The sequence below is a fragment of the Streptomyces sp. NPDC001502 genome (assembly GCF_042894785.1).
GTDB classification, from domain to species: domain Bacteria; phylum Actinomycetota; class Actinomycetes; order Streptomycetales; family Streptomycetaceae; genus Streptomyces; species Streptomyces kutzneri.
This window is the reverse complement of sequence record NZ_JBIAVW010000007.1, coordinates 315,391-340,331: the sequence shown is the minus strand read 5'-3', so window position 1 is coordinate 340,331 and position 24,941 is coordinate 315,391. Positions and strand designations below refer to the sequence as shown.

The following is a 24,941-nucleotide window of genomic DNA, read 5'->3' as shown; positions in this document are numbered from 1 at the left end:
CCGCGCCCGTCGACGGAACGTTCCGGCGACGGGCGCGTCGTATACACGGATACCCTTGACCGGTGACCGACGCCCAAGATCCCGCAGCAGACCTGCGCACCACCACCGGGGGCGGCCCCTCGGACGACGTCGTTGTTCCGCCCGGTGGGCTGCCGACTCCCTTGCTGGAGCCCCGCGAGGGGATTCCTCCGGTGGTCGCCGACGCGGACGCCCTCGCCGAAGTGGTCGCGGCCTTCGCCGCGGGCACCGGCCCCGTGGCCGTCGACGCCGAACGGGCCTCCGGATACCGCTACGGCCAGCGCGCCTACCTGGTGCAGCTGCGCCGTGAGGGTGCCGGGTCCGCGCTGATCGACCCGGTGGGCTGCCCCGACCTGTCCGCACTGGGCGAAGCCCTGTCCGGCACCGAATGGATCCTGCACGCCGCCACCCAGGACCTGCCGTGCCTGCGCGAAATAGGCATGGTGCCCACCTCCCTGTTCGACACCGAGCTCGCCGGCCGCCTCGCCGGCTTCCCCCGGGTCGGACTCGGCGCGATGGTCGAGAGCGTGCTCGGCTACGCGCTGGAGAAGGGCCACTCCGCCGTCGACTGGTCCACCCGCCCGCTCCCCGAGCCGTGGCTGCGCTACGCCGCCCTGGACGTGGAGCTGCTGGTGGACCTGCGGGACGCGCTGGAGAAGGAGCTGGACCGGCAGGGCAAGCTCGAATGGGCCCACCAGGAATTCGACGCCATCGCCTCCGCCCCGCCCGCCCCGCCGCGCAAGGACCCCTGGCGCCGGACGTCCGGCATGCACAAGGTGCGCCGGCGCCGGCAGATGGCGGTCGTACGGGAGCTGTGGGAGTCCCGGGACCGGATCGCGCAGCGGCGAGACGTGTCTCCGGGCAAGGTGCTGGGCGACGCCGCGATCGTCGAGGCCGCTCTCGCCCTTCCGGCCAACGTGCACACCCTGTCCGCCCTGCCCGGCTACGGGCAGCGGATGGGCCGGCGCCAGCTGGACCAGTGGATGGCGGCCGTGGACCGGGCGAAGGCGCTGCCCGAGAACGAGCTGCCGCAGCCCGGGGCCACCCCGGCGGGTCCCCCGCCGCCGCGCTCCTGGGTGGACAAGGACCCGGCTGCGGCCGCCCGGCTCTCGGCGGCCCGTACCGCCGTCTCGGCGCTGGCGGAGGCGCTGAACCTGCCCCAGGAGAACCTGATCACCCCGGACACGGTCCGCCGTCTGTGCTGGGAGCCGCCGCAGCGGCTGCACGCGGACGCGGTCGCGGAGGCCCTGGCGGGCTACGGTGCCCGGCCCTGGCAGATCGAACTGGTGACCCCGGTGCTGGTCACGGCCCTGGCCGCGACCGCCTGACCCGGCGGACCGCGATCCGGTCCCACCCGTAGGAGCCCCCGGCCCGGTGCCGGGGGCGTCGTGCGGGTGGCGCCGGCCGATGCGGCGGAGCGGGCGGCGTGCACGCGGCAGGCGGCTCCCTGGCTGCTGGGCGCGGCCGGGGTCCTGGCCGCGGCCTGATCGGCAAGACCCCCTAGAGGGTGTCGGCGTAGGCGCCGTCCTCGTCCACGTAGAAGCTGCCCTTCTCCAGGTCGTCGACCTTCTTGTGCTTCAGCCACTGCTTGGACAGCCGGTGCAGGACCGTGGACTGGCGCTCCCAGACCAGGGAGTGGCCGGCACAGGACACCCGGAACATCAGCTTGCGGACGCCGGGGACCGCGTCGTAGAAGGCGGGGACCGAGAACGTGGGCGAGTTAGCCGTCGCGTCGTGCTCGCCGTAGACGATCATCACCGGCACCTTGTCGCCGAGCACGCCGCCGATCGGGACGGTGTCCTGGTTCCAGCCCCACCAGTAGGAGTTGCGGAACCGCAGCACGCCCTCGGGTGCTCCGGCCGTCGGGCCGCCCCAGGTCTTGCCGACGGGGTCGACGTCCATGAGCTCCTTCCACACCGCGTCGACCATGCCCGCCGCCCGCTGTTTCGGGGAGCGCACCTCCTTGTCCCAGGCGCTTTCCAGGCCCGTCCTGCTGGACAGGTTCATGGGGAAGCCGAACAGGGAGGCCGGGGTGGACACCGGGAACGACGCCACCGGTGCGCCGAAGCTCTTCGGCGGCGCGCTGGCCCGGCCGGCGGGCGGGTAGATCGGCGCCAGGAGGAGCAGGCTCTCGACCTTCCCCGGGTTCTGGATCGCGTACGGCCCGAAGACGAAGGCGGCGGCGGACTGCCCGACGAGGGCGACCTTGGTGACGCCCTTCGTGGCCTTGATGTACTCGACGACCGCGTCGACCTCGCCCCACTCGCTCGCGGAGTTGCCGAGCTCGTGCGGGTAGGGCGGGGTGCAGGTGTACGTCAGCGGGTTCGGGTTCAGGATCTCCTGGTGCTGCGGGTTGGCGTTGCAGGGCTTGTCCATCTCCGGACGCGGCGACAGGCCGGAGCCCGTGAGCTCCATGAGGAACACGTCGAATCCGGCCTTGGCCAGGTGCTGCGCCCAGCTGTACTTGCCGTTGTCGTGCTGGAGGTCGAAGGCCACGACCGAGGGAACGCTCCGGCCGTGCAGCATCAGGACGACCTTGCGCTGTGCGTTGGGGCCCGGCGGGGTGCCGTCGTACTCCCGCACGTACAGCCGGACGGTCTGTCCCGCGTTGGCGGGCACCGCAGAGACGTGCTCGACCTGGTGCTTGATGGGTGGGGTGGTGGCCATTGCTCGCATCCTCCGTCGACCGGGCCGGAGGGGACGCTCCGGCCCGGTCAGGATCGGGACTGCCCGGGGGCGGCGCCACGATCGCGGCCGGGGGCCGGGTGCACGTGACCTGAACGGGTTGGCCGGACGGGTCCGATCGGTCGGGGCCGAGGGCCGCGGCGCCGCGGCCCGAGTGTGACCTTCGCCGCTCCTCCGGGAGGGGGTGTGCACATTGGTTACCCGCAAGTAGCATGGTCGGGTGAGCGGGCGCTCAGCGACGTACGCCGAACGCCCCCGCGCGCAGCAGTGCACACCCGCACCTGGAGGAGAGCCAACGTGCCTCGTACCGTCAGGGACGTCGTCTTCGTCGACGGCGTCCGCACCCCGTTCGGCAAGGCGGGCCCGAAGGGCATCTACCACGAGACCCGCGCCGACGACCTCGTCGTGAAGGCGATCCGGGAGCTGCTGCGCCGCAACCCGGACCTGGACCCCAAGAAGATCGACGAGGTCGCCATCGCCGCGACCACGCAGATCGGTGACCAGGGCCTGACGCTGGGCCGTACCGCCGGCATTCTCGCGGGCCTTCCGCAGTCCGTCCCGGGCTACTCCATCGACCGCATGTGCGCCGGCGCGCTGACCGCCGTGACCGCCGTCGCGGGCGGTGTGGCCTTCGGTGCCTACGACGTCGCCCTCGCCGGCGGTGTCGAGCACATGGGCCGCCACCCCATGGGCGAGGGCGTCGACCCGAACCCGCGCTTCGTCTCCGAGAAGCTGGTCGACGAGTCCGCCCTGTTCATGGGCATGACCGCCGAGAACCTGCACGACCGGTACCCGACGATCACCAAGCTCCGCGCCGACGAGTACGCCGTGCGCTCGCAGGAGAAGGCCGCCAAGGCGTACGCCGACGGCAAGATCCAGCAGGACCTGGTCCCGATCTCGGTGCGCAACACCAACGAGGCGGCCGGTGAGACGGGCTGGGGCCTGGTCACCACCGACGAGCCGATGCGCCCGGGCACCACGCTGGAGAACCTGGCCGGCCTGAAGACCCCGTTCCGTACGCACGGCCGGGTCACCGCGGGCAACGCCGCCGGTCTCAACGACGGTGCCACCGCCGCGATCATCGCGTCCGAGGACTTCGCCCGGGAGAACAACCTCCCGGTCAAGATGCGCCTGGTCTCGTACTCGTTCGCGGGTGTCGAGCCCGAGGTCATGGGCTACGGCCCGATCCCGGCCACCGAGAAGGCCCTGGCCCAGGCCGGCCTGACCATCGAGGACATCGGTCTCTTCGAGGTCAACGAGGCCTTCGCGGTCCAGGTCCTCGCGTTCCTGGAGCACTACGGCATCGCCGACGACGACGCCCGCGTGAACCAGTACGGCGGCGCCATCGCCTTCGGTCACCCGCTCGCCTCCTCCGGCGTGCGCCTGATGACGCAGCTGGCCCGTCAGTTCGAGGAGCAGCCGCACGTCCGCTACGGCCTGACCACCATGTGCGTCGGCTTCGGCATGGGCGCCACGGTCATCTGGGAGAACCCGAACTTCAACGCCGAGGGAGACTCCAAGTGAGCACCACCGCTGAGCTCCTGAAGGGCGCGGCCGAGCTGTTCCCGGACGAGGTCGTCACGTCCGCGCACGTCCGCCACCTGGACCTGCCGTTCGGCGCCGGGCGCTTCGCGCTCATCACGCTGGACAACGGCTTCGACCACACCAAGCCGACCACCTTCGGCCCGCAGTCGCTCGCCAACCTGAACGCGGCGATCGACCAGGTCGAGCAGGAGGCCATTGCCGGCTCCATCGTCGGCGCGGGCATCACCGGCAAGCCGTTCATCTTCGCGGTCGGCGCCGACCTCAAGGGTGTCGAGCTGCTGAAGAAGCACGACGAGGCGCTCGCCATCGGCAAGGGCGGCCACGACGTCTTCAAGCGCCTCTCGGCGCTGGCGGTCCCGACCTTCGCGTACTACAACGGCGCGGCCATGGGCGGCGGCGTCGAGGTCGGTCTGCACTGCTCCTACCGCACCGTCTCGAAGGCCATCCCGGCCTTCTCGCTGCCCGAGGTCTTCCTCGGCCTGGTTCCCGGCTGGGGCGGCTGCGCCATCCTGCCGAACCTGATCGGCGCCGAGCGCGCGGTCTCGGTGATCATCGAGAACTCGCTCAACCAGAACAAGCAGCTGCGCGGCAAGCAGGTCTTCACCCTGGGCATCGCCGACGCGCTGTTCGAGGGCGCGGACTTCCTGGAGCAGTCGCTCCTGTGGACCGCGAACGTCCTGAACGGCACCACCGAGGTCGTCCGCGACGAGATCGACCGCGGCGAGGCCTGGGACGCGGCCGTCGCCAAGGGCCGCGCCATCGCGGACTCCAAGGTGCACGGCGCGGCTCCCGCCGCCTACCGCGCGCTGGACATCATCGCCGCGGCCAAGTCGGGCGACCTCCAGGCCGGCTTCGACGCCGAGGACACGGCGCTGGCCGACCTCATCATGGGCGGCGAGCTGCGCTCGGGCATCTACGCCTTCAACCTGGTGCAGAAGCGCGCCAAGCGCCCGGCCGGTGCCCCGGACAAGTCCCTGGCCCGTCCGGTCACCAAGGTCGGCGTCGTCGGCGCGGGCCTGATGGCCTCGCAGCTGGCGCTGCTCTTCCTGCGCCGCCTGGAGGTGCCGGTGGTCCTCACCGACATCGACCAGGAGCGCGTGGACAAGGGTGTGGGCTACGTCCACGCCGAGATCCAGAAGCTGCTCGGCAAGGGCCGCATCAACCAGGACAAGGCCAACCGCCTGACCGCCCTGGTGACCGGCGTCCTGGACAAGGCCGAGGGCTTCGCGGACGCGGACTTCATCATCGAGGCCGTGTTCGAGGAGATGTCCGTCAAGCAGAAGGTGTTCGCGGAGGTCGAGGCGGTCGCCCCGGCGCACGCGATCCTCGCCACCAACACCTCCTCGCTGTCGGTGTCGGAGATGGCCTCGAAGCTCCAGCACCCGGAGCGCGTGGTCGGCTTCCACTTCTTCAACCCGGTCGCGATCCTCCCGCTGCTGGAGATCGTCCGCGGTGAGCAGACCGACGACGCCTCGCTGGCCACGGCCTTCGGTGTCGCCAAGAAGCTGAAGAAGACCGCGGTCCTCACCAAGGACGCCCCGGCGTTCGTCGTGAACCGCATCCTGACCCGCTTCATGGGCGAGATCCAGAACGTCATCGACGAGGGCACCCCGGTCGTCACGGCGGAGAAGGCCATCGAGCCGCTCGGCCTGCCGATGTCCCCGCTGGTGCTCCTGGAGCTCGTGGGCCCGGCGATCGGTCTGCACGTCTCCGAGACCCTGAACCGCGCCTTCCCGGAGCGCTTCACCGTCTCGCCGAACCTGGCGGCCGTGGTCAAGGCCGGCAAGCGCGGCTTCTACGTCTACTCCGCCGAGAACGGCTTCAAGCCGGAGCTGGACCCCGAGGTCGCCGCGCTCCTGGTCCAGGGCGATGTCGTCCTGACCGAGGAGCAGGTCCGCGACCGTGTCCTGGACGCGGTGGCGCAGGAGATCGGCCTGATGCTGGAGGAGGGTGTCGTGGCCGAGGCCCAGGACATCGACCTCTGCCTGATCACGGGCGCCGGCTGGCCCTTCCACCTGGGCGGCGTGACGCCGTACCTGGACCGTGAAGGCGTCTCGGAGCGCGTGAACGGCAAGAAGTTCCTCGCCCCCGGCCTCGCGAGCATCCCGGCCTAGTCCGGGTCTCTGCAGGCTGTTCGACGGCTCGGCCCGCCCCTTCCGGGGGGCGGGCCACCGCCGTTCGAATACCTGTCTAAGATTCACCCCCATGACGGAAAAGCACGGGCGGCCCAGGCGCCGCCGCCGCATTCTGCGGATCACCCTGCTGCTGGTCGCCGTGCTGATCCTGGGCACGGCCGGGGCCGGCTGGTGGACGTACAGCCACCTCAACTCCAACATCGACAGCGTCGACCTGGACCAGGCGATCGGCGACAACCGGCCCGCGAAGGTCGTCGCGAACGCCCAGAACATCCTGGTGCTCGGCTCCGACTCGCGCGCCGGGGCCAATGGCGATCTCGACCACGGCGATGTCAGCGGTGCCCGCTCGGACACCGCGATGCTGGTGCACATACCCGAGGGCCGGGCCAAGGCCACCGCGGTGAGCATCCCCCGCGACACCCTGATCACCCGGCCCGAGTGCAAGGACGGGAACGGCAAGACGCTGCCGTCCGCCAAGCGGGTCATGTTCAACTCCGTCTACTCGCTCGCCGGCCCGGCCTGTGTGGTCAACACCGTGGAGCAGCTGTCCGGCGTCCGCGTGGACCACTTCGTCGAGGTCGACTTCGCCGGCTTCAAGGGCCTGGTCGACGCGCTGGGCGGGGTCACCGTCACGCTGGACAAGCCGATGAGCGGCGCCAAGGGCGGCCTGAAGCTCGACGCGGGCACGCACCGGCTGGACGGCACCGACTCGCTGAAGTTCGTCCGTACCCGCTACGGCTACGGCGACGGCAGCGACCTCGGACGCATAGGCCTCCAGCAGCAGTTCATGCTGGCGATGCTGTCCGAGATCAAGAAGCAGGACGCCCTCGGCAACCCGGCGCGGCTCTACAAGCTCGCGGACGCCGGCACCAAGTCGCTGACCACCGACTCCGACCTCGGCTCGCTCACGGCGCTCGCCGACTTCGCGCAGAGCATGAAGGGCGTGAACCCGGAGACGATGGAGACGATCATGCTGCCGGTCGCCTACGACAAGGTGGACCCCAACCGCGTGATCGTGGCCGAGCCGCAGGCGACCCAGCTGTGGGACGCCATACGCAAGGACCAGCAGATCCCGGCCTCGGCGAAGAACTCCCCCGCCAAGGGCTGAACGAGGTCAGGCCGTCCGGGATCCGCCCTCACCCGGCGCGCCGCCCCCGGACCGCCCAGGCCCGGGCGCTGAGCGCGACGGATCCGCCCGGCCCGTACGGGACGGCCTCGCGGAGCGCGTCCCGTACCCGGTCCCGGCCGGCCGCGGGGAGCGCGGCGAGGTATCCGGGGGCCGGGCCCTGCCCCGTAAGGAACGGTTCCCACAGGTCCGCGAAGTCGGCGAACACCGTGGGGACCTCGATCGGGGCGACGGCCACCTCGCCGAGTCCCGCCCGCGTCCACAGCGCGCGCAGTGCTTCCGGACGGCACGAGGGGAAGCGCCGGCGCTCGTCCAGCGCGGCCGCGGTCGGGTCCGCCCGGGCGGCCGCGCCCCAGAAGAGCCGCAGGAGGTCCATGCCTTCCGCGTAGTCCCACACGTACGCCGCGACCAGGCCGCCCGGGCGGACCGAGCGGACCATCTCGGCGACGGCCGCGGCGGGCGGCGTGAGGAAGTTCAGGGTCAGGCCGCTGACCACCGCGTCGCACGCCCCGTCGCGCACCGGCAGGGCCGTCGCGTCCGCCACGACGACGTGCGTCCCGGCCGTGGCCGCGTCCCGGGCCCAGGCGGCGTACCCCGGTGACCGGTCGATCGCCAGGACCTCACGGGGCCGGCACCCGGCGGCCACCGCCGCCGACAGCCCGCCGGTGCCGCATCCGACGTCGAGCCACCGCAGCCGGCCGGGGCGGCCGAGCCACCGCGTGAACCGCTCCGCGACGGGCCGGCTCCACCGGCCCATGTACCGCTCGTAGCCGGCCCCGGCCGTCCACACGTCGAACCGGTGCTCCTCGCTGTGCGTCATGGGCGCCCCCACACGTCCCCACACGTCCCCACACGGCTCCCGGACCCGTCGGCCACCCGTACGACCGGCGAGGGCCGTACGGGTGGCCCGTACGACCCTCGCCGGTACACAGCGGCGAACCGGTCGCCCGCTAGAACTCCGCGTTCTGGCCGACCTTGTGCAGGCGGCTGTTGCGGTAGCCGTAGGCGAAGTAGACGCCGATGCCGATGATCATCCAGGCGCCGAAGCGCGCCCAGGTCTCGGTCGGCAGGTTGAGCATCAGCCAGAACGAGGCCGCGATCGACACGATCGGGACGAACGGCACCCACGGGGTCCGGAAGGACCGGTGCAGGTCGGGGCGGGTCTTGCGGAGGATGATCACTCCGAGGGCGACCACCACGAAGGCGAACAGGGTGCCGATGTTCACCAGTTCCGCGAGGGTCTTCAGGCTGGTGAAGCCCGCGACGATCGCGATGATCCCGCCGAGCAGCATGGTCGCCCGGTAGGGGGTGCGGTACTTCGGGTGCGTCACGGAGAAGACCCGCGGCAGCAGTCCGTCACGGCTCATGGCGAAGAACACGCGGGTCTGGCCGAGCAGCAGGATCATGCACACGGTGATCAGACCGACGGCCGCGCCGAGGCTGATGGCGCCCGAGAAGAACGGCTGGTTCACCGACTTGAAGGCTTCGGCGAGCGGCGCGGTCGGGGACATCTCCGAGTACTTCTGCATGCCCGTGACCACCAGGGTCACGGCGACGTAGAGCACCGTGCAGATGAGGAGCGAGCCGAGGATGCCGCGCGGCATGTCCCGCTGGGGGTTCTTGGTCTCCTCGGCCGCCGTCGCCACCACGTCGAAGCCGATGAAGGCGAAGAAGATGAGCGAGGCCGCCGTGAAGATGCCCATGACGCCGAAGTTCGTGGGCTCGTAGCCGAAGAGCACTTGGACCAGCGGCGCATGCCAGCCGCTGACGCCCTCGCCCTGGGGCTGGGCCGGCGGGATGAACGGCGAGTAGTTGTCGGCCTTGATGAAGAACAGGCCCGCGATGATGACCAGCAGCACGACCGTGACCTTGATCGCGACGACGACCGCGGTGATCCGGGCCGAGAGCTTCGTCCCGACGACCAGGATCACCGTCAGCGCCAGGACCAGCAGGAACGCCAGCAGGTCGAAGTGGCCGCCGGCATCGGGGCCGGCCAGGGAGGTCGGCAGGGTCCAGCCGAGGTTGGTGTCCATCAGGTGGCGCACGTACCCCGACCAGCCGACCGCGACGACGGCCGTGCCGAGTGCGAACTCCAGCACCAGGTCCCAGCCGATGATCCAGGCGGGCAGCTCACCGATCGAGGCGTACGAGAACGTGTACGCCGACCCGGCCACCGGGACGGTGGACGCGAACTCGGCGTAGCAGAGCGCCGCGAGGGCGCAGACGATGCCCGCCACCACGAAGGCGAGGGCGGTAGCGGGACCGGCATTGTTCCGGGCGGCGATGCCCGTGAGGACGAAGATGCCGGTGCCGATGATGACGCCCACACCGAAGACCGTGAGGTCCCAGGCGGAGAGCGACTTGCGGAGTGCGTGTTCCGGCTCCTCCGTGTCGCGGATGGACTGCTCCACCGTCTTGGTACGGAATGGGCTGTTCAGATCCTTGCTCACCGACGCCTCCGAAAGGTGACGACGCACGAACGGGCCGGGAGGCCCACCCTTCAAGAGTGATCTCCCGGCCCGTGACGTGCAACCGCGCGTCGATCTACGAACGGCGCGCGTGGCGCGTTCCGACTAGTCGACGGCGGCGGCCGGCTCGCTGTCGTAGCGGCCGTCCAGCTTGGCGACCAGCCCGGTGACCTGCCGGGCGATGTCCGGCGCGGTCAAGCCGATCTCGGCCATGATCTCCTTGCGGAGGGCGTGGTCGAGGAAGCGCTGCGGGATACCGAAGTCGCGCAGCGGTACGTCGACACCCGCGTCCCGCAGGGCCTGCGAGACGGCGGCGCCCACACCGCCGGTACGGCCGTTGTCCTCGACGGTGACGACCACGCGGTGCCGGTCCGCGAGCGGGGCCAGGGCCTCGTCCACGGGCTTGACCCAGCGGGGGTCGACCACGGTCGTGGAGATGCCCTGCTTGTCCAGCAGGTCGGCGATCTCCAGGCACATCGGGGCGAGCGCACCGACCGAGACGAGCAGTACGTCCGGACGGGTGACGTCGGCGCCCGGGGCGCGCAGGACGTCCATGCCGCCGATCCGGCCGATGGCCGGGACGGCCGGGCCGACGACGCCCTTGGAGTAGCGCACGACGGTCGGGGCGTCCTTGACCTCGACGGCCTCGCGGAGCTGGGCGCGCAGCTGCTCGGCGTCGCGCGGCGCGGCGAGCCGCAGGCCGGGGACGACCTGCAGGATGGACATGTCCCACATGCCGTTGTGGGAGGCGCCGTCGTCGCCGGTGACACCGGCGCGGTCCAGGACGAAGGTGACACCGCACTTGTGCAGGGCCACGTCCATCAGGACCTGGTCGAAGGCACGGTTGAGGAAGGTCGCGTACACGGCGAAGACCGGGTGGACCCCGCCGGTGGCCAGGCCCGCCGCCGAGGTGGCACCGTGCTGCTCGGCGATGCCCACGTCGTAGATCCGGTTCGGGAAGGCCTCGGCGAACTTGTTGAGGCCCACCGGGTGGAGCATGGCGGCGGTGATGCCGACGATGTCCTCGCGCTCGTGGCCGAGCTTGACCATCTCGTCGGCGAAGACGGAGGTCCAGCTGGCGGCGGCGGTCTTCACCGGCAGGCCGGTGTCCGGGTGGATCACGCCGACCGCGTGGAAGCGGTCCGCCTCGTGCTCCAGGGCCGGGGTGTAGCCGCGGCCCTTCTGGGTGAGGCAGTGCACGATGACCGGGCCGCTGAAGCGCTTGGCGCGCTGCAGGGCGGACTCCAGGGCCTCGATGTCGTGGCCGTCGATGGGCCCGATGTACTTGAGCCCGAGGTCCTCGAACATGCCCTGCGGGGCGATGAAGTCCTTGAGGCCCTTCTTGGCGCCGTGCAGGGTCTCGAAGAGCGGCTTCCCGACGACCGGGGTGCGCTCCAGGATCTCCTTGCCGCGGGCCAGGAAGCGCTCGTAGCCGTCCGTGGTGCGCAGGGTCGCCAGGTGGTTCGCGAGGCCGCCGATGGTGGGGCCGTACGAGCGCTCGTTGTCGTTGACGACGATGACGAGCGGGCGGTCCTTGGCGGCGGCGATGTTGTTGAGCGCCTCCCAGGCCATGCCACCGGTCAGCGCGCCGTCGCCGATGACGGCGGCGACGTGGTGGTCCTCGCGGCCCAGCACCTCGTTGGCCTTGGCCAGGCCGTCGGCCCAGCCGAGCACGGTGGAGGCGTGCGAGTTCTCGATCACGTCGTGGTCGGACTCGGCGCGCGAGGGGTAGCCCGACAGGCCGTTCTTGGTGCGCAGGCCCTTGAAGTCCTGGCGGCCCGTGAGCAGCTTGTGGACGTAGGCCTGGTGGCCGGTGTCGAAGAGGACCTTGTCCTTGGGCGAGTCGAAGACCCGGTGCAGGGCGATCGTCAGTTCGACCACCCCGAGGTTGGGGCCGAGGTGCCCGCCGGTCTTGGAGACGGCGTCGACGAGGAAGGACCTGATCTCGGCCGCGAGCTGGTCGAGCTCCTCCTGGCTGAGCCGGTCCAGATCGCGCGGTCCCTTGATGCGGGGCAGCAGCACCCGTGCCTCCTTGCAGTTGCTTGCTGGTCTGTCGAGTCTAGTGTTCCGCCCCCGGCCGCGGTCATCGGGCCGTCCCGAGGGAGTCACACCTTTGTCATACATGTACGCACGACCTGACGGCCACACATCACATACGGGCGTATACCCGCACATGAGTACCTCGTACATGCACGCGCAGATGCCCGGCGCCACGAGAAGTGGCGCCGGGCACTGTGACCGGTCTTACCGCCGGATGTCACTCCGGCGGGCAGTCGGACGCGCGATCAGGCGCGTCCGGCCGTCTTCTGGGTCTTGCGCGTCACCGAGTCGATCACCACGGTCGCCAGCAGCACCGCGCCGGTGATCATGTACTGGATCGGCGTCGCAATGCCTTCCAGGGCCAGACCGTACTGGATCGAGACGATGACCATGACGCCGAGGAGGGCGTTCCAGGTCCGGCCCCGGCCGCCGAAGAGGCTGGTGCCGCCGATGACGGCCGCCGCGATGACGTTCATCAGCAGGTCGCCGGCGCCGGCGCTCTGGTTGGCCGCCGCGATCTTGGAGGCCCAGAACAGGCCGCCGATGGCGGCGAAGGTGCTGGAGATCGCGAAGACCGTGATCCGGATCCGGGTGACGTTGATGCCCGCGCGGCGGGAGGCCTCGACGCTGCCACCCAGTGCGAAAACGTTTCGCCCGAAGGTCGTGCGGCGCAGCAGGAAGTCCGTGACGACCAGGGCCAGCAGGAAGAGCACCACCGCGAGCGGCAGGCCCTTGTACTGGTTGAACAGCACGGCGGGGCCGAAGGTGCACAGCGCGAGCAGGCCGGTGCGCAGCAGGATCTCGGCGAGCGGCCGGGAGGGCATCCCGGCGGCCTCGCGGCGCCTCGCGTCGAGGAAGGCCGCGAGGAAGTAGCCGGCCACCGCGAGCGCGGCCAGCCCGTAGGCGACGGCCACGTCCGAGAAGAAGTACGTGGTCAGCCGGCCGACCACGCCGTCGGAGTCGATGTTGATCGTGCCGTTGCTGCCGAGGATCTGCAGCATCGCGCCGAGCCAGAAGAGCAGGCCCGACAGGGTGACGGCGAAGGCCGGGGCGCCGATCTTGGCGAAGAAGAAGCCGTGGATGCAGCCGATCAGGGCGCCTCCGACGATGGCCGCGAGGATGGCCAGCCATTCGTTCACGCCGTGGGTGACGGCGAGGACGGCGACGATCGCGCCCGAGACACCGCTGACCGAGCCGACCGAGAGGTCGATCTCGCCGAGCAGCAGCACGAAGATGATGCCGATGGCGATCATGCCGGTGCCGGTCATCGTGATCGCGATGTTGGTCAGGTTCTCCGGGGAGAGGAAGTTCGAGTTCAGCCCCTGGAAGATGGACCAGATCACGATCAGGCCGATGACGACCGGGAGGGAACCCAGGTCGCCCGCCTTCATCTTGCGCTTGAACTCGCCCACGTACCCGGCGAGCCCCTCCTCCCTGACGAGCAGGCGGGGGTCCACGGCCGGGATCGCGTCGTGCGCGGCCGCGGGGTTGACCGGGTCGATGTGCTCCTGCTGGTCGACCGAGCCCTTGTCCAGGGGACCGGTGGCAGGGTTCTGGGTGCTCACTTGCCGGCCTCCGAGGTGCGGGCCGCCCGGCGGGTCACGGCGTTGTCCGTGGCACCGGTGATGGCGGAGATGATCTCTTCCTGCGAGGTGTCGGCGACGTTGAAGACGCCGTTGTTGCGGCCCAGCCGCAGGACCGCCACCTTGTCGGCGACGGCCTTCACATCGGCCATGTTGTGGCTGATGAGGATGACGGCGTGGCCGCGCTCGCGCAGCCGCTCCACGAGGTCGAGAACCTGTGCGGTCTGCTCGACACCGAGGGCGGCGGTGGGCTCGTCGAGGATGACGAGCTGGGGCTCGCCCAGCATGGAACGGGCGATGGCCACGGTCTGGCGCTGACCGCCGGAGAGTGACGCGATGGGAATCCGGACACTGGGGATCCGGATGGACAGGGTGGTCAGGAGCTCGCGGGCGCGCCGCTCCATCTCCACCTCGTCGAGGATGCCGTAGTTCTTGAGCTCGCGGCCGAGGAAGAGGTTGCCGACGACATCGATGTTGTCGCACAGCGCCAGGTCCTGGTAGACCGTCGCGATGCCCAGGTTCTGGGCGTCGTGGGGCTTGCCGATGGAAACCGGACGGCCTTCCCACTCGATGACACCTTCATCGATGGGGTGCACGCCGGCGATCGTCTTGACCAGCGTGGACTTTCCGGCGCCGTTGTCGCCGACGAGGGCGACCACTTCACCGGAGTGGATCTCGAGTTCTACGTCGGTCAGGGCCTGAACGGCGCCGAACCGCTTCGAGACCCCTCGCAACGCCAGCACGGGCGCAGCGGACACATGAACCATCTCCTTCGCCGCCTGACCGGCGGGGATGTCGTGCAGAAGAGCAGGAGCGGGGCGAATGGGGGAACGTTTCTGCCCGGCGCCCCGCCGGGTGGCGGGGAGAGAGGGGCGGGGCGCCGGTCAGGCACGGGGGGCCGCCTCGTAGGGAGGCGACGGGGGCCGCTACTTCAGGCCGGCGGCGGCGCAGGCCGCCGCGTACTTGTCGGTGCAGATCTCGTCCACCGTGTAGACGCCGTCCTTGACGACGGTGTCCTTGATGTTGCCCTTGGTCAGCGAGACGACCGGGATCAGGACGGACGCGACACCCTTGGTGGTCGGGCTGTCGACCGTGGACGTGGTGCCCTCGGCCTTGCCGCCCTTGGCGAGGGAGACGGCCATCTTCGCGGCGGCCTCCGCCTCGGGGGCGTACGGCTTGTAGACGCTCATGAACTGCTCGCCCGCGACGATCCGCTGCACACCGGCGAGTTCTGCGTCCTGGCCGGTGACCGGCGGCAGGGGGGAGACACCGGCGGCCTTGAGGGCGGTGATGATGCCGCCGGCCATGCCGTCGTTGGCGGAGTAGACGCCGATGACCTTGTCCTTGCCGAGCGCGGAGAGCGCGGCCGCCATGTTGGTGTTGGCGTTCTCCGGCTTCCACTCGACGGTGTCGTACTCCTTGCCGACGTTCACCTTGCCGTCGAGCTCGGAGTGCGCGCCGGACTTGAAGAGCTTGGCGTTCGGGTCGGTGACCGAACCGTTCATCATGACGATCTGGCCGTCCTTGGCCTTGTCGCCCAGCGCCTCCAGCAGAGCCTTGCCCTGGACCTTGCCGACCTCTTCGTTGTCGAAGGAGGTGTACGCGTCGATCGGGCCCTCGGCCAGGCGGTCGTAGGCGACGACCGGGATGCCGGCGTCCTTGGCCTTCTTGACCGAGCCCGCGATGGCCTTGGAGTCCACCGCGTCGATGATCAGGACGTCCACCTTGTTGGTGATCATCGTGTCGACCTGGGAGTTCTGCGTGGTCGCGTCCTGCTTGGCGTTCGCGTAGACGACCTTGCCCTTGCCGCCGGTGAGCTCGGCGACCTTCTTCTCGATCAGCGGCTTGTCGAACTTCTCGTAGCGCGCGGTCTGGTTCTCCGGCAGGAGCAGACCGACCTTGATCTCATCGCCCTTGGCAGCGCCGGAGGACGCCTTCGTCGTGTCGCCGGCCTCCTTCGCACTGCCACAGGCGGCGAGCGAAACGGCCATGGCACCAGCGGCTACAGCTACGGCGGCTCTGCGCATACGCGTGTTCATTACTTGAACCTCCCTGACGAGGCCGCAGCGGCGCGGCCGAGGTGGATGTGAGTCAACCCCGGCCGCGTTTTGCCGTCAAGGAGTGAATTCTTAACGAGATGACAACGGTGCCATTCGTTATCTACCTGAAGACAAGACGGCTGGAGCTCGCACTCCACTTCCATGATCTGACAAAAGTGTCGAATCGCCCATCTCGCTGAGGACGAGCGCCAATGCGCCCAGCACCTCGGCCCGCCCGCCCAGGTTCCCCGTCAGCACCGACAACTGCCGCGCCGCACTGGGGATCGCGTACCTTCCCACCGATTCACGGATGGGAGCGAGGACGAGTTCACCGGCCTCCGCCAGCGAGCCGCCCAGCACCACCCGGCTGGGGTTCAGGAGGTTGCACAGACTGGCCACGCCGCTGCCGATGTGCCGGCCCACGTCCGTGATCACCCGGCGGCAGCCCGGGTCCCCCTCACGGGCCAGTTCGACCACCCGCTCCATGGTCAACTCCGGTCCGTGCGTGCCCTGGAGCAACGGCAGTACGTACCGGGCGGCCGCGAAGGTCTCCAGGCAGCCGCGGTTGCCGCAGCGGCAGACCGGGCCCGATTCGTCCAGGGTGATGTGCCCGATCTCGCCCGCCGTGCCGCCGGGTCCGCGGTAGATCTGGCCGTTGATCACCAGGCCCGCACCGACGCCGCTGGCCACCTTGATGTAGGCCAGGTCCTTTACTCCCCGCCCGCTCCCCCAAACGAGTTCGCCGAGGGCGCCGAGGTTCGCGTCGTTGTCCACGTACACGGGCACCCCGAGGCGCTGCGAGAGCTCCTGGCGCGGGTTGATGCCCGCCCAGCCCGGCAGGATCGCGGTCGAGCCCAGGGTCCCGGACTCCACGTCGATCGGGCCGGGCACGCCGAGCCCGACGCCGATCACCTTCTCCAGCCCCACGCCGATGTCCGCGATCAGGCGTCCGACCAGGGCTTCCGCCCGGTCGAAGCCGTCCGCCCAGGACGCGTCGACATCCAGCGGCTCGGACTCCTCGGCCAGCACCTGGTGAGCCAGGTTCCCCACCGCCACCCGCAGGTGGGTGTGGCCGAAGTCGACACCGATGACGATCCCCGCGTCGCCGCTGAGCGAGACGCTGCGCGCCCGGCGGCCGCCGGCCGAGGTGTCGGTGACCTCGACGGTCCCGCCGTCCTTCAGCTCCCGGACGATGTTGGAGACCGTGGCCGCCGACAGTCCGGTGGCGCGGGCGATCTCCGCCTGGGTCAGCGATCCCGCGAGCCGCACCGCCCGCACGACCCGTTCGAGATTCGCGCGATGCAGCGACGACTGCGATCCGGGAGTCTGCACGACTCATCCACTCCTGCCCATTAGCGACGGCCAGCCGTCGCCCCCCGGCCGGGACACGTCACGGCTTCACGCTCCGAGACCCCGACATCTCTCCAACTTGTGAACCCTAAGTCGAGCCTTTACGCATCCACACGTCAAGAGGCTGACACGGCATGAAACGGCTGGTACTGACCTAAAGGGGGAGAGAAGCGGCCGTTGGATCGTGCTACGGTCGCTGGGACGCCGGTCCTCTGCGGCCCTTTCGGCCGGACCTGGCGTCGTGCAATGACCGCGCTACGCAAGGAGGTGTTCGGGATGAGTCCCGATCGAAGTCCTTGCAGCGCTCCCGTCGGCTGACCTTCTTCCGACCGGCTGATCTCTCTCCTGGTGCGCACGGCAGCGGTGGACCGCTGTCCCCGTGCGCGCTCGCGTTCCGTTCGCGTTCCATCGCGTTCCTTCCTTCCACGTTCCCTTCCTTCCGCATGCCCTGCCAACTCCGCCGGGCGTGCGTCATCCATGCCCGTCGGCGTGCCCGCGGCCCCTCGGGGCCGCTGCGCGCCGACCCGTGATCACTCCACGTGACCGCTCGGCTTCGTGCTGCCCGGACACCGTGGAGGGAGGTATCCGTCATGACCATGCTCACCCCCCGTACCCCCACCACGCTCGCACCGCCGGGCCGGTCCCGCCGCGAGCGCAAGGCTGCCGAGCTCCAGGCCCGTACCCGGCTCGTCGGCGAGCGTCTCGCCGGGATCAGCGCCCGGCCGGGCGTCCAGGTCCTGCAGGAGGTGGACGCCTCCCTGGCCGGCCTCACCCACGCCGAGGCCTCGCTGCGCCTGGAGCGGCACGGCTCCAACACCGTCGCCCACGAGCGCGCCCCCCGCTGGTACCTCCAGCTGGCGAAGGCCTTCCGGAACCCCTTCATCGCCGTCCTGGTCTTCCTGGCGGCGGTCATGTACTGGCAGGACCCGGCGGACCCGGGCGTCGTCATCCTCTCCGTGATGGTGGGGATCAGCGGTCTGCTGCGCTTCTGGCAGGAGTTCCGCTCGGGCCGCGCCGCCGAAGCGCTGAGGCAGCTCGTCACCACCACGTGCGCCGTGCAGCGCCGGTCCGGCAGCGGCTGCGCGCCCACCACGTTCGAGGTGCCCATGGACCAGGTGGTCCCGGGCGACGTGGTCAAGCTTGCGGCCGGCGACCTGATCCCGGCCGACCTGCGGATCGTCACGGCCAAGGACCTCAACGTCAGCCAGGCCGCGCTGTCCGGCGAGTCCCTGCCGGTGGCGAAGGCCGACACCCCTACGCGGGACCTCGGCCAGCAGGAGACCACCGACCCGGTGGAGGCCGACAACCTGGTCCTGATGGGCACCTCGGTCACCTCCGGCACCGCCACCGGGGTGGTCGTGGCCACCGGCTCCGACACCTACTTCGGCTCGATGGCCGGCTCGCTCGTCGGCGAGCGCCCGCAGACCAACTTCGACACCGGCGTGCGCAAGGTCAGCTTCCTGCTGATCCGCTTCATGCTGGTGATGGTCCCGGTCGTCTTCATGATCAACGGCTTCACCAAGGGCGACTGGGACGAGGCCTTCCTCTTCGGCATCGCCGTCGCCGTCGGGCTGACCCCCGAGATGCTGCCGATGGTCGTCTCCGCCAACCTGGCGCGCGGCGCGGTCGCCATGTCCAGGCGGAAGGTGGTCGTCAAGCGGCTGAACGCGATCCAGAACCTGGGCGCGATGGACGTGCTCTGCACGGACAAGACCGGCACCCTCACCGAGGACCGGATCGTCCTGGACCGCTCCCTGGACGTGCACGGCGACGAGGACGGCGAGGTCCTGGAGTACGGCTACCTCAACTCGCGCTTCCAGACCGGCCTGAAGAACCTGATGGACCAGGCGGTCATCGACCGCGTGGACGAGGCCGAGGAGGTTGTCGCCGACGCACGGTTCTCGATGGTCGACGAGATCCCCTTCGACTTCGCCCGGCGCCGGATGTCCGTGGTCCTGGACCGCAACTCCCTGGTCGGCGACTTCGGACAGCGCGAGCACATCATGATCACCAAGGGTGCCGTGGAGGAGGTCCTGGACCTCTGCACGCACCTGACGGACCGGGGCGAGAGGGTGGAGCTGACCGAGCAGCTGCGGTGGCACGTCACCCGGATCGCCGAGGAGAACAACCGGCAGGGCCTGCGGGTCCTCGCCGTCGCCACCCGCACGATGGACGCCCCGCGCGAGACCTACACGGTCGCCGACGAGGAGGGGCTGACGCTGGTCGGCTTCCTCGCCTTCCTCGACCCGCCGAAGGCCGACGCCGCCCGGGCCCTGACGGGCCTGGCCGACAAGGGCATCGCGGTCAAGGTCGTCACCGGCGACAACGACCTCGTCGCCGCCCGGGTCTGCGCCGACGTCGGCATCGACGTCGGGCAGGTGGTCCTCGGCCCCGGGACCGACGCCCTCGACGACACCGAACTGCGCGCGCTGGCCGCCCGTACGACGGTCTTCGCCAAGGTCGATCCGGTCCAGAAGGCCCGGATCGTGCGGGCCCTGCAGGCCGACGGGCACACCGTCGGGTTCCTCGGCGACGGCATCAACGACGCGGCCGCGCTGCGCGACGCGGACGTCGGCATCTCGGTGGACACCGCCGTGGACATCGCCAAGGAGTCGGCCGACATCATCCTGCTGGAGAAGGACCTGACCGTCCTGGAGCAGGGCGTCGTCCAGGGCCGGACCACCTTCGGCAACACGATCAAGTACATCAAGATGACCGCGTCTTCGAACTTCGGCAACGTCTTCTCGGTCCTGGTGGCGAGCGCCTTCATCCCCTTCCAGCCGATGCTCGCGATCATGCTGCTGGTCCAGAACCTGGTCTACGACATCTCGCAGCTGGCCACCCCGTGGGACCGGATGGACGAGGAGTACCTCCGCAAGCCCCGCAACTGGGACGCCAAGGGCATCGGCCGCTTCATGGTCACCATCGGGCCGGTCAGCTCCGTCTTCGACCTCTCGATGTTCCTGATCATGTGGCACGTCTTCGCGGCGAACAGCGAGGCGGGCCAGTCCCTCTTCCAGTCCGGCTGGTTCGTCGAGGGCCTGCTCTCGCAGACCCTGATCGTCCACATGATCCGCACCCGGAAGATCCCCTTCATCCAGTCCCGCGCCTCCTGGCCCGTGATGGTGACGACCGTCCTCGCGGTGCTGACCGGGCTCTGGCTGCCCTTCTCGCCGCTCGCTCCCTCGCTGGGCTTCGTGGCCCTGCCGGCGAGCTACTTCCCGTGGCTGATCGGCGTACTGCTCGCGTACTGCACGCTCACCCAGCTCGTGAAGACCTGGTACATCCGCCGGTTCGGCACCTGGCTGTAGGAGAAGGCAGGGGCCGGTGCGGTCGGTCGTGTCCGCGTGACAGGGCGCGAAGAATGAATTGAACACGTTCAGCCCGGCTGGCACTATGGATCCAGGACGCCGCCGGCCGGGCGGACGCACGGGTTCGCCGTGCCACGAGGGGGATTGATCGTGCATCAGAAACGGTCGTACGGGCGCGTGCTGGTGGTCTCGACGCTGGTGGGATGCCTGGAGGTCGCGCTCACCGTCGTGGTGGTCCTGCTCTACGTGCAGACGCAGCCGCCGCCGGACAAACCCGCCGACCACACCGCGATCGGGGGAAGCCTGATCTCCCTCACGCCCCTCGTCGGCATCATCGCGTTCCTGCTGTCACTGCTCTTCGTACTGCCGGCGGTCGCGCTGACCGACCTCCTCGGCCGCCGGTTCGGCAGGCGCGCGGCATGGTGGCCGGCGCCGCTGGTGGTGGCGGCGCTGCTGGCGCCTCCCCTCATGTGCTTCCTGGCGTACAACGACGTGGAGCCGCGGTCCGTGTTCGTCTTCTGGGCCTCGGCCACGGCCTCGCTCTCGCTGGGGGCGGTGATCGCCCTGCCCCGGGGCGAGGGACTGCTGCGGCGGGTGGCGTCGTGGGGCACGGCGGTGGTGGCGGGGACGGGCCTGTTCGGCGCACTCGGGCTCGCCGTCGGCCTGCTGCCCGCGTACGAGCCGCCGGCGATCGGTCCGCGGACCATGCCGGGCAGCTGGGTCGACCACACGGGCGGGACCCTGGTCTTCACACCGGACGGCCGGGTCACCGCCTCCGGCGTCGGCGGGCGCCTCGCCGTCGACTACCCCAGCGACCCGTCGCCGAGCTGCTCGGGCTCCGGGACCTGGTCGTACGAGCCGGGCCGGGACGTCTGGACGCAGAAGGTCCGCATAGACATCCCGGGGTGCAGCTGGCCCGCTTGGGGCGTCGGCGGCACCGCCCGGGAGCCCCGGATCCACCAGAACATCGGCGACCCGGGCTCCGGAGAGCTCTACAAGCTGCGGAAGGCCTCCGACGGATCCTGACGCCGGCCGCGGGACGCCGGAGCTACTTCAGCGTCGCCGAGGTGAGACCCGCCTGGATCTGGCGCTGGAAGGAGAGGTAGACCGCCAGCATGGGGATGATGGCGATGGTGGCGCCGGCGAACAGCACCGGCAGGTCCGTCTCGTAGCCCATCTGGTACTGGAGCTGGATGAGCCCCTGCGTGAGCATGTAGCGCTCGGGCTCGCCGCTCGTCTGCGGCTGCATCAGCACGGCGGGCAGGATGTACTGGTTCCACTGGCCCAGGACGTTGAAGATCCCGACGCTGATCAGGCCGGGCTTGGCCATCGGCAGCATCACCTGGAAGAAGATCCGGGTGTCGGAGGCCCCGTCGATGACCGCCGCCTCGTGTATCGCCGTGGGCAGTGTCCGGAAGAAGGAGTGCATGAAGAAGACGGTGAAAGGCATCGAGTAGGCGACGTACACCAGGATCAGGCCCTGGTAGGTGTTCAGCATGTCGAAGCGCTTGACCATGAAGAACAGCGGTACGAGCGCCAGGAACACCGGGAACATCGCCCCGCTGACGAAGAAGTAGTAGATTACCCGGTTGCCCGAGAAGGGGTAGCGGGCCAGCACGTACGCGGCCATCGACCCGAACAGCATGGTCAGCGGGACCGAGAACACCAGCACGATGAGGGTGTTGGCGAAGTAGCCGCCGATGCCCTTCTCCCAGGCCCGGCCGAAGGCGTCGAAGTGCCAGTTGCCGGGCCAGCTCAGGGCCGAGCCGCCGATCTGCGCGTCCGTCTTGAAGGAGCCGAGCGCGAGCCAGATCAGGGGCAGCACGATCATTATCGCCCAGAGGACGAGGAAGCCGTGCGAGAAGACGTTGAGGACCACACCCTCGGAGCGTCGTTTGTCCCGCTCCCCCGTCCGGCCCGTGTTGCCGGACCGCTCCGCGGCGGCTTCACCCGGAGCCTTGATCACTGTGGACTGTGCAGCCATGTTGGAACTCCGCTCAGAACTCGATGCGCTCGCGGCGGGTGGCGCGCAGCGTGACGATGGAGAGGATCATGGTCAGGGCGAGCATGACCACGCCCATGGCACAGGCGTAGCCGCTCTTGCCGAAGTAGAGGAAGTTGCGCATCAGCACCGTCGACATGACCTCGCTGTGGTGGTCGGGTCCGCCGCCGAACTGGCCGGAGGTCATGGTCGACACCAGCACGAACATGTCCATCGCGGCGATGCCCAGATAGACCGCGGAGGTCTGCACGGAGTCCCACAGCAGGGGCAGCGTGACCTTGAAGAAGGTCTGGGCGCGCCCGGCGCCGTCGAGCAGCGCGGCCTCGTAGATGTCCTTGGGGACGGACTGCATGGCCGCCGAGAACAGGACGAGGTAGAAGCCGACTCCGTGCCAGACGACCACGAACAGCAGGGCCCACAGGACGAAGTCGGGCTCGTTGAGCCATTCGACCGGGTGCTGCGCGTCGATCAGGCCGATCCTGGTGAGGAAGCCGTTGAGCAGGCCGCCCTCGTCGCTTCGGTAGATCGCGCCGAAGAGCACGGAGAGGATGGCGAGGGAGAGGACCTGCGGGAAGAAGTAGACGACCTTGTAGACGCGCGATCCGCCGACGCCCCGCACGCCGCCGGCCCCGCTGCGCCCTCCCGCGTTCACCATGAAGGCGAAGAAGAGGGCGAGCAGGATGGTGACGACCGGGACGAACACCAGGAGCAGCAGGTTGTGCCAGAGGGCGCCGCGGAAGACCTCGTCCTTCAGCAACGTCGCGTAGTTGTCCGTGCCGACGAAGTCGAACGTCGGGGACTGGCCGCTCCAGTTGGTGAAGGAGTAGCCGAACGTCTGTACGTAGGGCCAGATGACGAAGGTCAGGTACAGCGCGAGGGGCGCGATGAGGAAGCCGGTGATGAAACCGGCCCGCCCCCTGCCCTGGGCTACATGGCTCATGGTGTCCGTCCCCGCGGTCTCAGACGCGCTTGTTGTTCTTGGCGTTCGGGTCCTTGGCGGCCTTGTCCACCGCGGCCTGGGCCCGCTTGATCCACTCCTTCGGCTGGATCCGCTGGGCCATCAGTTCATTGGACGCGTTCTGGATCTCGCTGTCCATCTCGCTGTACCAGTCGGGGTAGCGGTAGCTGAAGGTGTTGCCGCCCGCCGCCTTGAGCGCGTCCACCGCCGACTGGGTGCCCGGCCGCAGCTTGACGCTCGGGTCCACGCCGTCCTTGACGACGGTGAGCGAGTTGGCCTGCTGGGCGAAGATCGTCGACCATTCGCGGGACAGCATCGAGCGGAGGAACTCCAGGCCCGCGGCCTTGTTGGCGGCCTTCTCCGGGACGATGAAGGGCTCGTCGACACCGGCCCGGACGGCCTCGAAGGGCAGCTTGCTGTCGGCGAGCAGCGGCATCGGCAGGAACTTCATGTCGAAGTCCTCCGGCGTCTGCTTCAGCTGCTCGTTCTCCAGCCAGGAGCCGGAGGGGATGAAGGCGGCCTTGTACTGGTTCCAGGCGGTCTGGGACTCCGTGTGGGTGAGGCCGTTGGTGCCCGGCATCAGCAGGCCCTTCTCGACCACCTCGTAGACCGCCTCGACGGCGGCGAGGGCGGCCGGGTTGCCCTCGAAGGCGTTCGGCTCCAGGTTGTCGATCGCCTTCATGGCCTCCAGACCGCCCTTCTTGGCGATCAGGTCCATGATGACGACATTGATGTAGTACGGGAACTTGCCCTGGTGGGCGAGGCCGCCGATGCCGGCTTCCTTGGCCTGGGTGCAGACGGCCAGGAACTCGTCCCAGGTCTTCGGCGGCGTCCAGCCCTTCTCCTTGAAGAGCTTGCCGGAGTACCAGAAGCCGAACACGGCGTAGACGTACTTCAGCACGACGAACTTGCCGCCCTGCAGGCCCTGTTCGTAGGCGCCTTCGACCAGGGTGTCTCGCACCTTCTTGGTCGGGTCGTCCAGCGAGGGCGCGTCGAGCACGGCGGTGAGGTCGGCGAGCTGGTCGCCCTTGGCGAGTACGTCCAGCTTGATCTGCTGGGCGCCGGAGTCGTCGACGACGTCCGGCGGATTGCCGCCGTTGAAGCGCGGCTGGAGCTTGGCGGTGATCTCCTGGGTGCCCAGGTGGGAGCTGGTGGTGCCCCACTTCTTGTCGAAGGCGGCCTCCCAGGCCTTCGCGTAGTCGTCGCCGAATCCCCCCTTGAAGACGACGACGTCCAGCTTGCCGCCCTTCCCGACACCGAAGGGGTTCTCCTTGGTCACCGGCGCCTTGGCCGGGCCCTTCGTGGAGTTCTCCGCACCGCCGGAGGCGCAGGCGGACAGGAAGCTCATCGTCGGCACCGTGATCAGTCCGAGTGCTGCTGAGCGCTTGATCAGGTCGCGGCGTCCGAGGCCCTCACCAGTGGATCCCATGCTCATGTCCTCGCCTTCGTCAGAAGTGTGAAGGAGGCCGGAGATTCACGGTGGTCGCCGTGCATGCGGACATCACCACAGGTCCCCGCCCGTCCCCCGGCCCGGAGCCACTCGTCTAGCGGTGATCCGGACGGGCACAGGTATAGTCCACTCCCGCTCGTGTGAGCAAGATCATGCACATTTATGGCCACCAGTTTTTCCGAGTTGAGACCTGTCCGTCACATGGACACGCCGCCGGACAAGCGGAAGGGC

At 69.6% G+C, this 24,941-nt stretch carries 17 protein-coding genes; 6 read left to right on the top strand and 11 right to left on the bottom strand.

Annotated elements, in window-relative coordinates; translation table 11 throughout:
• The first annotated feature begins 62 nt into the window (after window positions 1-62).
• A complete protein-coding gene (locus ACFY0D_RS15040) occupies window positions 63-1,346 on the top strand; it encodes an HRDC domain-containing protein (RefSeq protein ID WP_390798734.1) in 1,284 nt (427 codons plus the stop codon).
• A gap of 172 nt (window positions 1,347-1,518) precedes the next feature.
• Here ACFY0D_RS15040 and ACFY0D_RS15035 read toward each other — a convergent pair whose 3' ends face one another.
• A complete protein-coding gene (locus ACFY0D_RS15035) occupies window positions 1,519-2,685 on the bottom strand; it encodes an alpha/beta fold hydrolase (RefSeq protein ID WP_390798733.1) in 1,167 nt (388 codons plus the stop codon).
• A 315-nt stretch (window positions 2,686-3,000) separates the two neighbouring features.
• Here ACFY0D_RS15035 and ACFY0D_RS15030 point away from each other — a divergent pair, with 315 nt between their 5' ends.
• The 3 genes from ACFY0D_RS15030 to ACFY0D_RS15020 all read left to right on the top strand — a co-directional run bounded on the left by ACFY0D_RS15030 (window position 3,001) and on the right by ACFY0D_RS15020 (window position 7,491).
• The gene (locus ACFY0D_RS15030; protein ID WP_202199161.1) at window positions 3,001-4,227 is read left to right on the top strand and encodes an acetyl-CoA C-acyltransferase; all 1,227 of its coding nucleotides are present in this window, start codon (window positions 3,001-3,003) and stop codon (window positions 4,225-4,227) included.
• A complete protein-coding gene (locus ACFY0D_RS15025) occupies window positions 4,224-6,362 on the top strand; it encodes a 3-hydroxyacyl-CoA dehydrogenase NAD-binding domain-containing protein (protein WP_390798732.1) in 2,139 nt (712 codons plus the stop codon). Before ACFY0D_RS15030 ends, ACFY0D_RS15025 begins: the two co-directional genes overlap by 4 nt.
• 91 nt (window positions 6,363-6,453) lie before the next feature.
• On the top strand, window positions 6,454-7,491 hold the full coding sequence (locus ACFY0D_RS15020) for an LCP family protein (RefSeq protein WP_390798731.1): 1,038 nt from the start codon (window positions 6,454-6,456) through the stop codon (window positions 7,489-7,491).
• A gap of 28 nt (window positions 7,492-7,519) precedes the next feature.
• On the opposite strand, the gene ACFY0D_RS15015 is transcribed toward ACFY0D_RS15020, so the two are convergent.
• The 7 genes from ACFY0D_RS15015 to ACFY0D_RS14985 all read right to left on the bottom strand — a co-directional run bounded on the left by ACFY0D_RS15015 (window position 7,520) and on the right by ACFY0D_RS14985 (window position 16,971).
• Window positions 7,520-8,329, bottom strand: coding sequence for a class I SAM-dependent methyltransferase (locus ACFY0D_RS15015; RefSeq protein ID WP_390798730.1), 810 nt, complete (start codon window positions 8,327-8,329; stop codon window positions 7,520-7,522).
• Between the two features lie 130 nt (window positions 8,330-8,459).
• Window positions 8,460-9,959, bottom strand: coding sequence for an amino acid permease (locus ACFY0D_RS15010; protein ID WP_390798729.1), 1,500 nt, complete (start codon window positions 9,957-9,959; stop codon window positions 8,460-8,462).
• A gap of 123 nt (window positions 9,960-10,082) precedes the next feature.
• A complete protein-coding gene (dxs, locus tag ACFY0D_RS15005) occupies window positions 10,083-11,999 on the bottom strand; it encodes a 1-deoxy-D-xylulose-5-phosphate synthase (RefSeq protein ID WP_390798728.1) in 1,917 nt (638 codons plus the stop codon).
• A gap of 263 nt (window positions 12,000-12,262) precedes the next feature.
• Window positions 12,263-13,552 carry a sugar ABC transporter permease gene (locus ACFY0D_RS15000; RefSeq protein WP_390798821.1) on the bottom strand — a complete coding sequence of 430 codons (1,290 nt, stop codon included), beginning with the start codon at window positions 13,550-13,552 and terminating at the stop codon, window positions 12,263-12,265.
• Between the two features lie 26 nt (window positions 13,553-13,578).
• The gene (locus tag ACFY0D_RS14995; protein WP_390798727.1) at window positions 13,579-14,367 is read right to left on the bottom strand and encodes an ATP-binding cassette domain-containing protein; all 789 of its coding nucleotides are present in this window, start codon (window positions 14,365-14,367) and stop codon (window positions 13,579-13,581) included.
• Between the two features lie 159 nt (window positions 14,368-14,526).
• On the bottom strand, window positions 14,527-15,639 hold the full coding sequence (locus ACFY0D_RS14990; protein ID WP_373038325.1) for a sugar ABC transporter substrate-binding protein: 1,113 nt from the start codon (window positions 15,637-15,639) through the stop codon (window positions 14,527-14,529).
• A 117-nt stretch (window positions 15,640-15,756) separates the two neighbouring features.
• Window positions 15,757-16,971, bottom strand: coding sequence for an ROK family transcriptional regulator (locus ACFY0D_RS14985; RefSeq protein ID WP_030008678.1), 1,215 nt, complete (start codon window positions 16,969-16,971; stop codon window positions 15,757-15,759).
• A gap of 608 nt (window positions 16,972-17,579) precedes the next feature.
• Between ACFY0D_RS14985 and mgtA the strand changes: the two genes are divergently transcribed.
• Both mgtA and ACFY0D_RS14975 read left to right on the top strand, forming a co-directional pair.
• Window positions 17,580-20,300, top strand: coding sequence for a magnesium-translocating P-type ATPase (gene mgtA, locus ACFY0D_RS14980; RefSeq protein ID WP_390798726.1), 2,721 nt, complete (start codon window positions 17,580-17,582; stop codon window positions 20,298-20,300).
• A 150-nt stretch (window positions 20,301-20,450) separates the two neighbouring features.
• A complete protein-coding gene (locus ACFY0D_RS14975) occupies window positions 20,451-21,326 on the top strand; it encodes a hypothetical protein (protein ID WP_390798725.1) in 876 nt (291 codons plus the stop codon).
• 22 nt (window positions 21,327-21,348) lie between these two features.
• On the opposite strand, the gene ACFY0D_RS14970 is transcribed toward ACFY0D_RS14975, so the two are convergent.
• The 3 genes from ACFY0D_RS14970 to ngcE are packed head-to-tail and all read right to left on the bottom strand — an operon-like array spanning window position 21,349 to window position 24,689.
• Window positions 21,349-22,284: a carbohydrate ABC transporter permease gene (locus ACFY0D_RS14970; RefSeq protein ID WP_390798724.1), complete on the bottom strand. Its 936-nt coding sequence runs from the start codon at window positions 22,282-22,284 to the stop codon at window positions 21,349-21,351.
• Between the two features lie 13 nt (window positions 22,285-22,297).
• A complete protein-coding gene (locus ACFY0D_RS14965; RefSeq protein ID WP_390798723.1) occupies window positions 22,298-23,242 on the bottom strand; it encodes a carbohydrate ABC transporter permease in 945 nt (314 codons plus the stop codon).
• Window positions 23,243-23,261: 19 nt separating this feature from the next.
• Window positions 23,262-24,689 carry an N-acetylglucosamine/diacetylchitobiose ABC transporter substrate-binding protein gene (gene ngcE, locus ACFY0D_RS14960; RefSeq protein ID WP_390798722.1) on the bottom strand — a complete coding sequence of 476 codons (1,428 nt, stop codon included), beginning with the start codon at window positions 24,687-24,689 and terminating at the stop codon, window positions 23,262-23,264.
• Window positions 24,690-24,941: the final 252 nt, after the last annotated feature.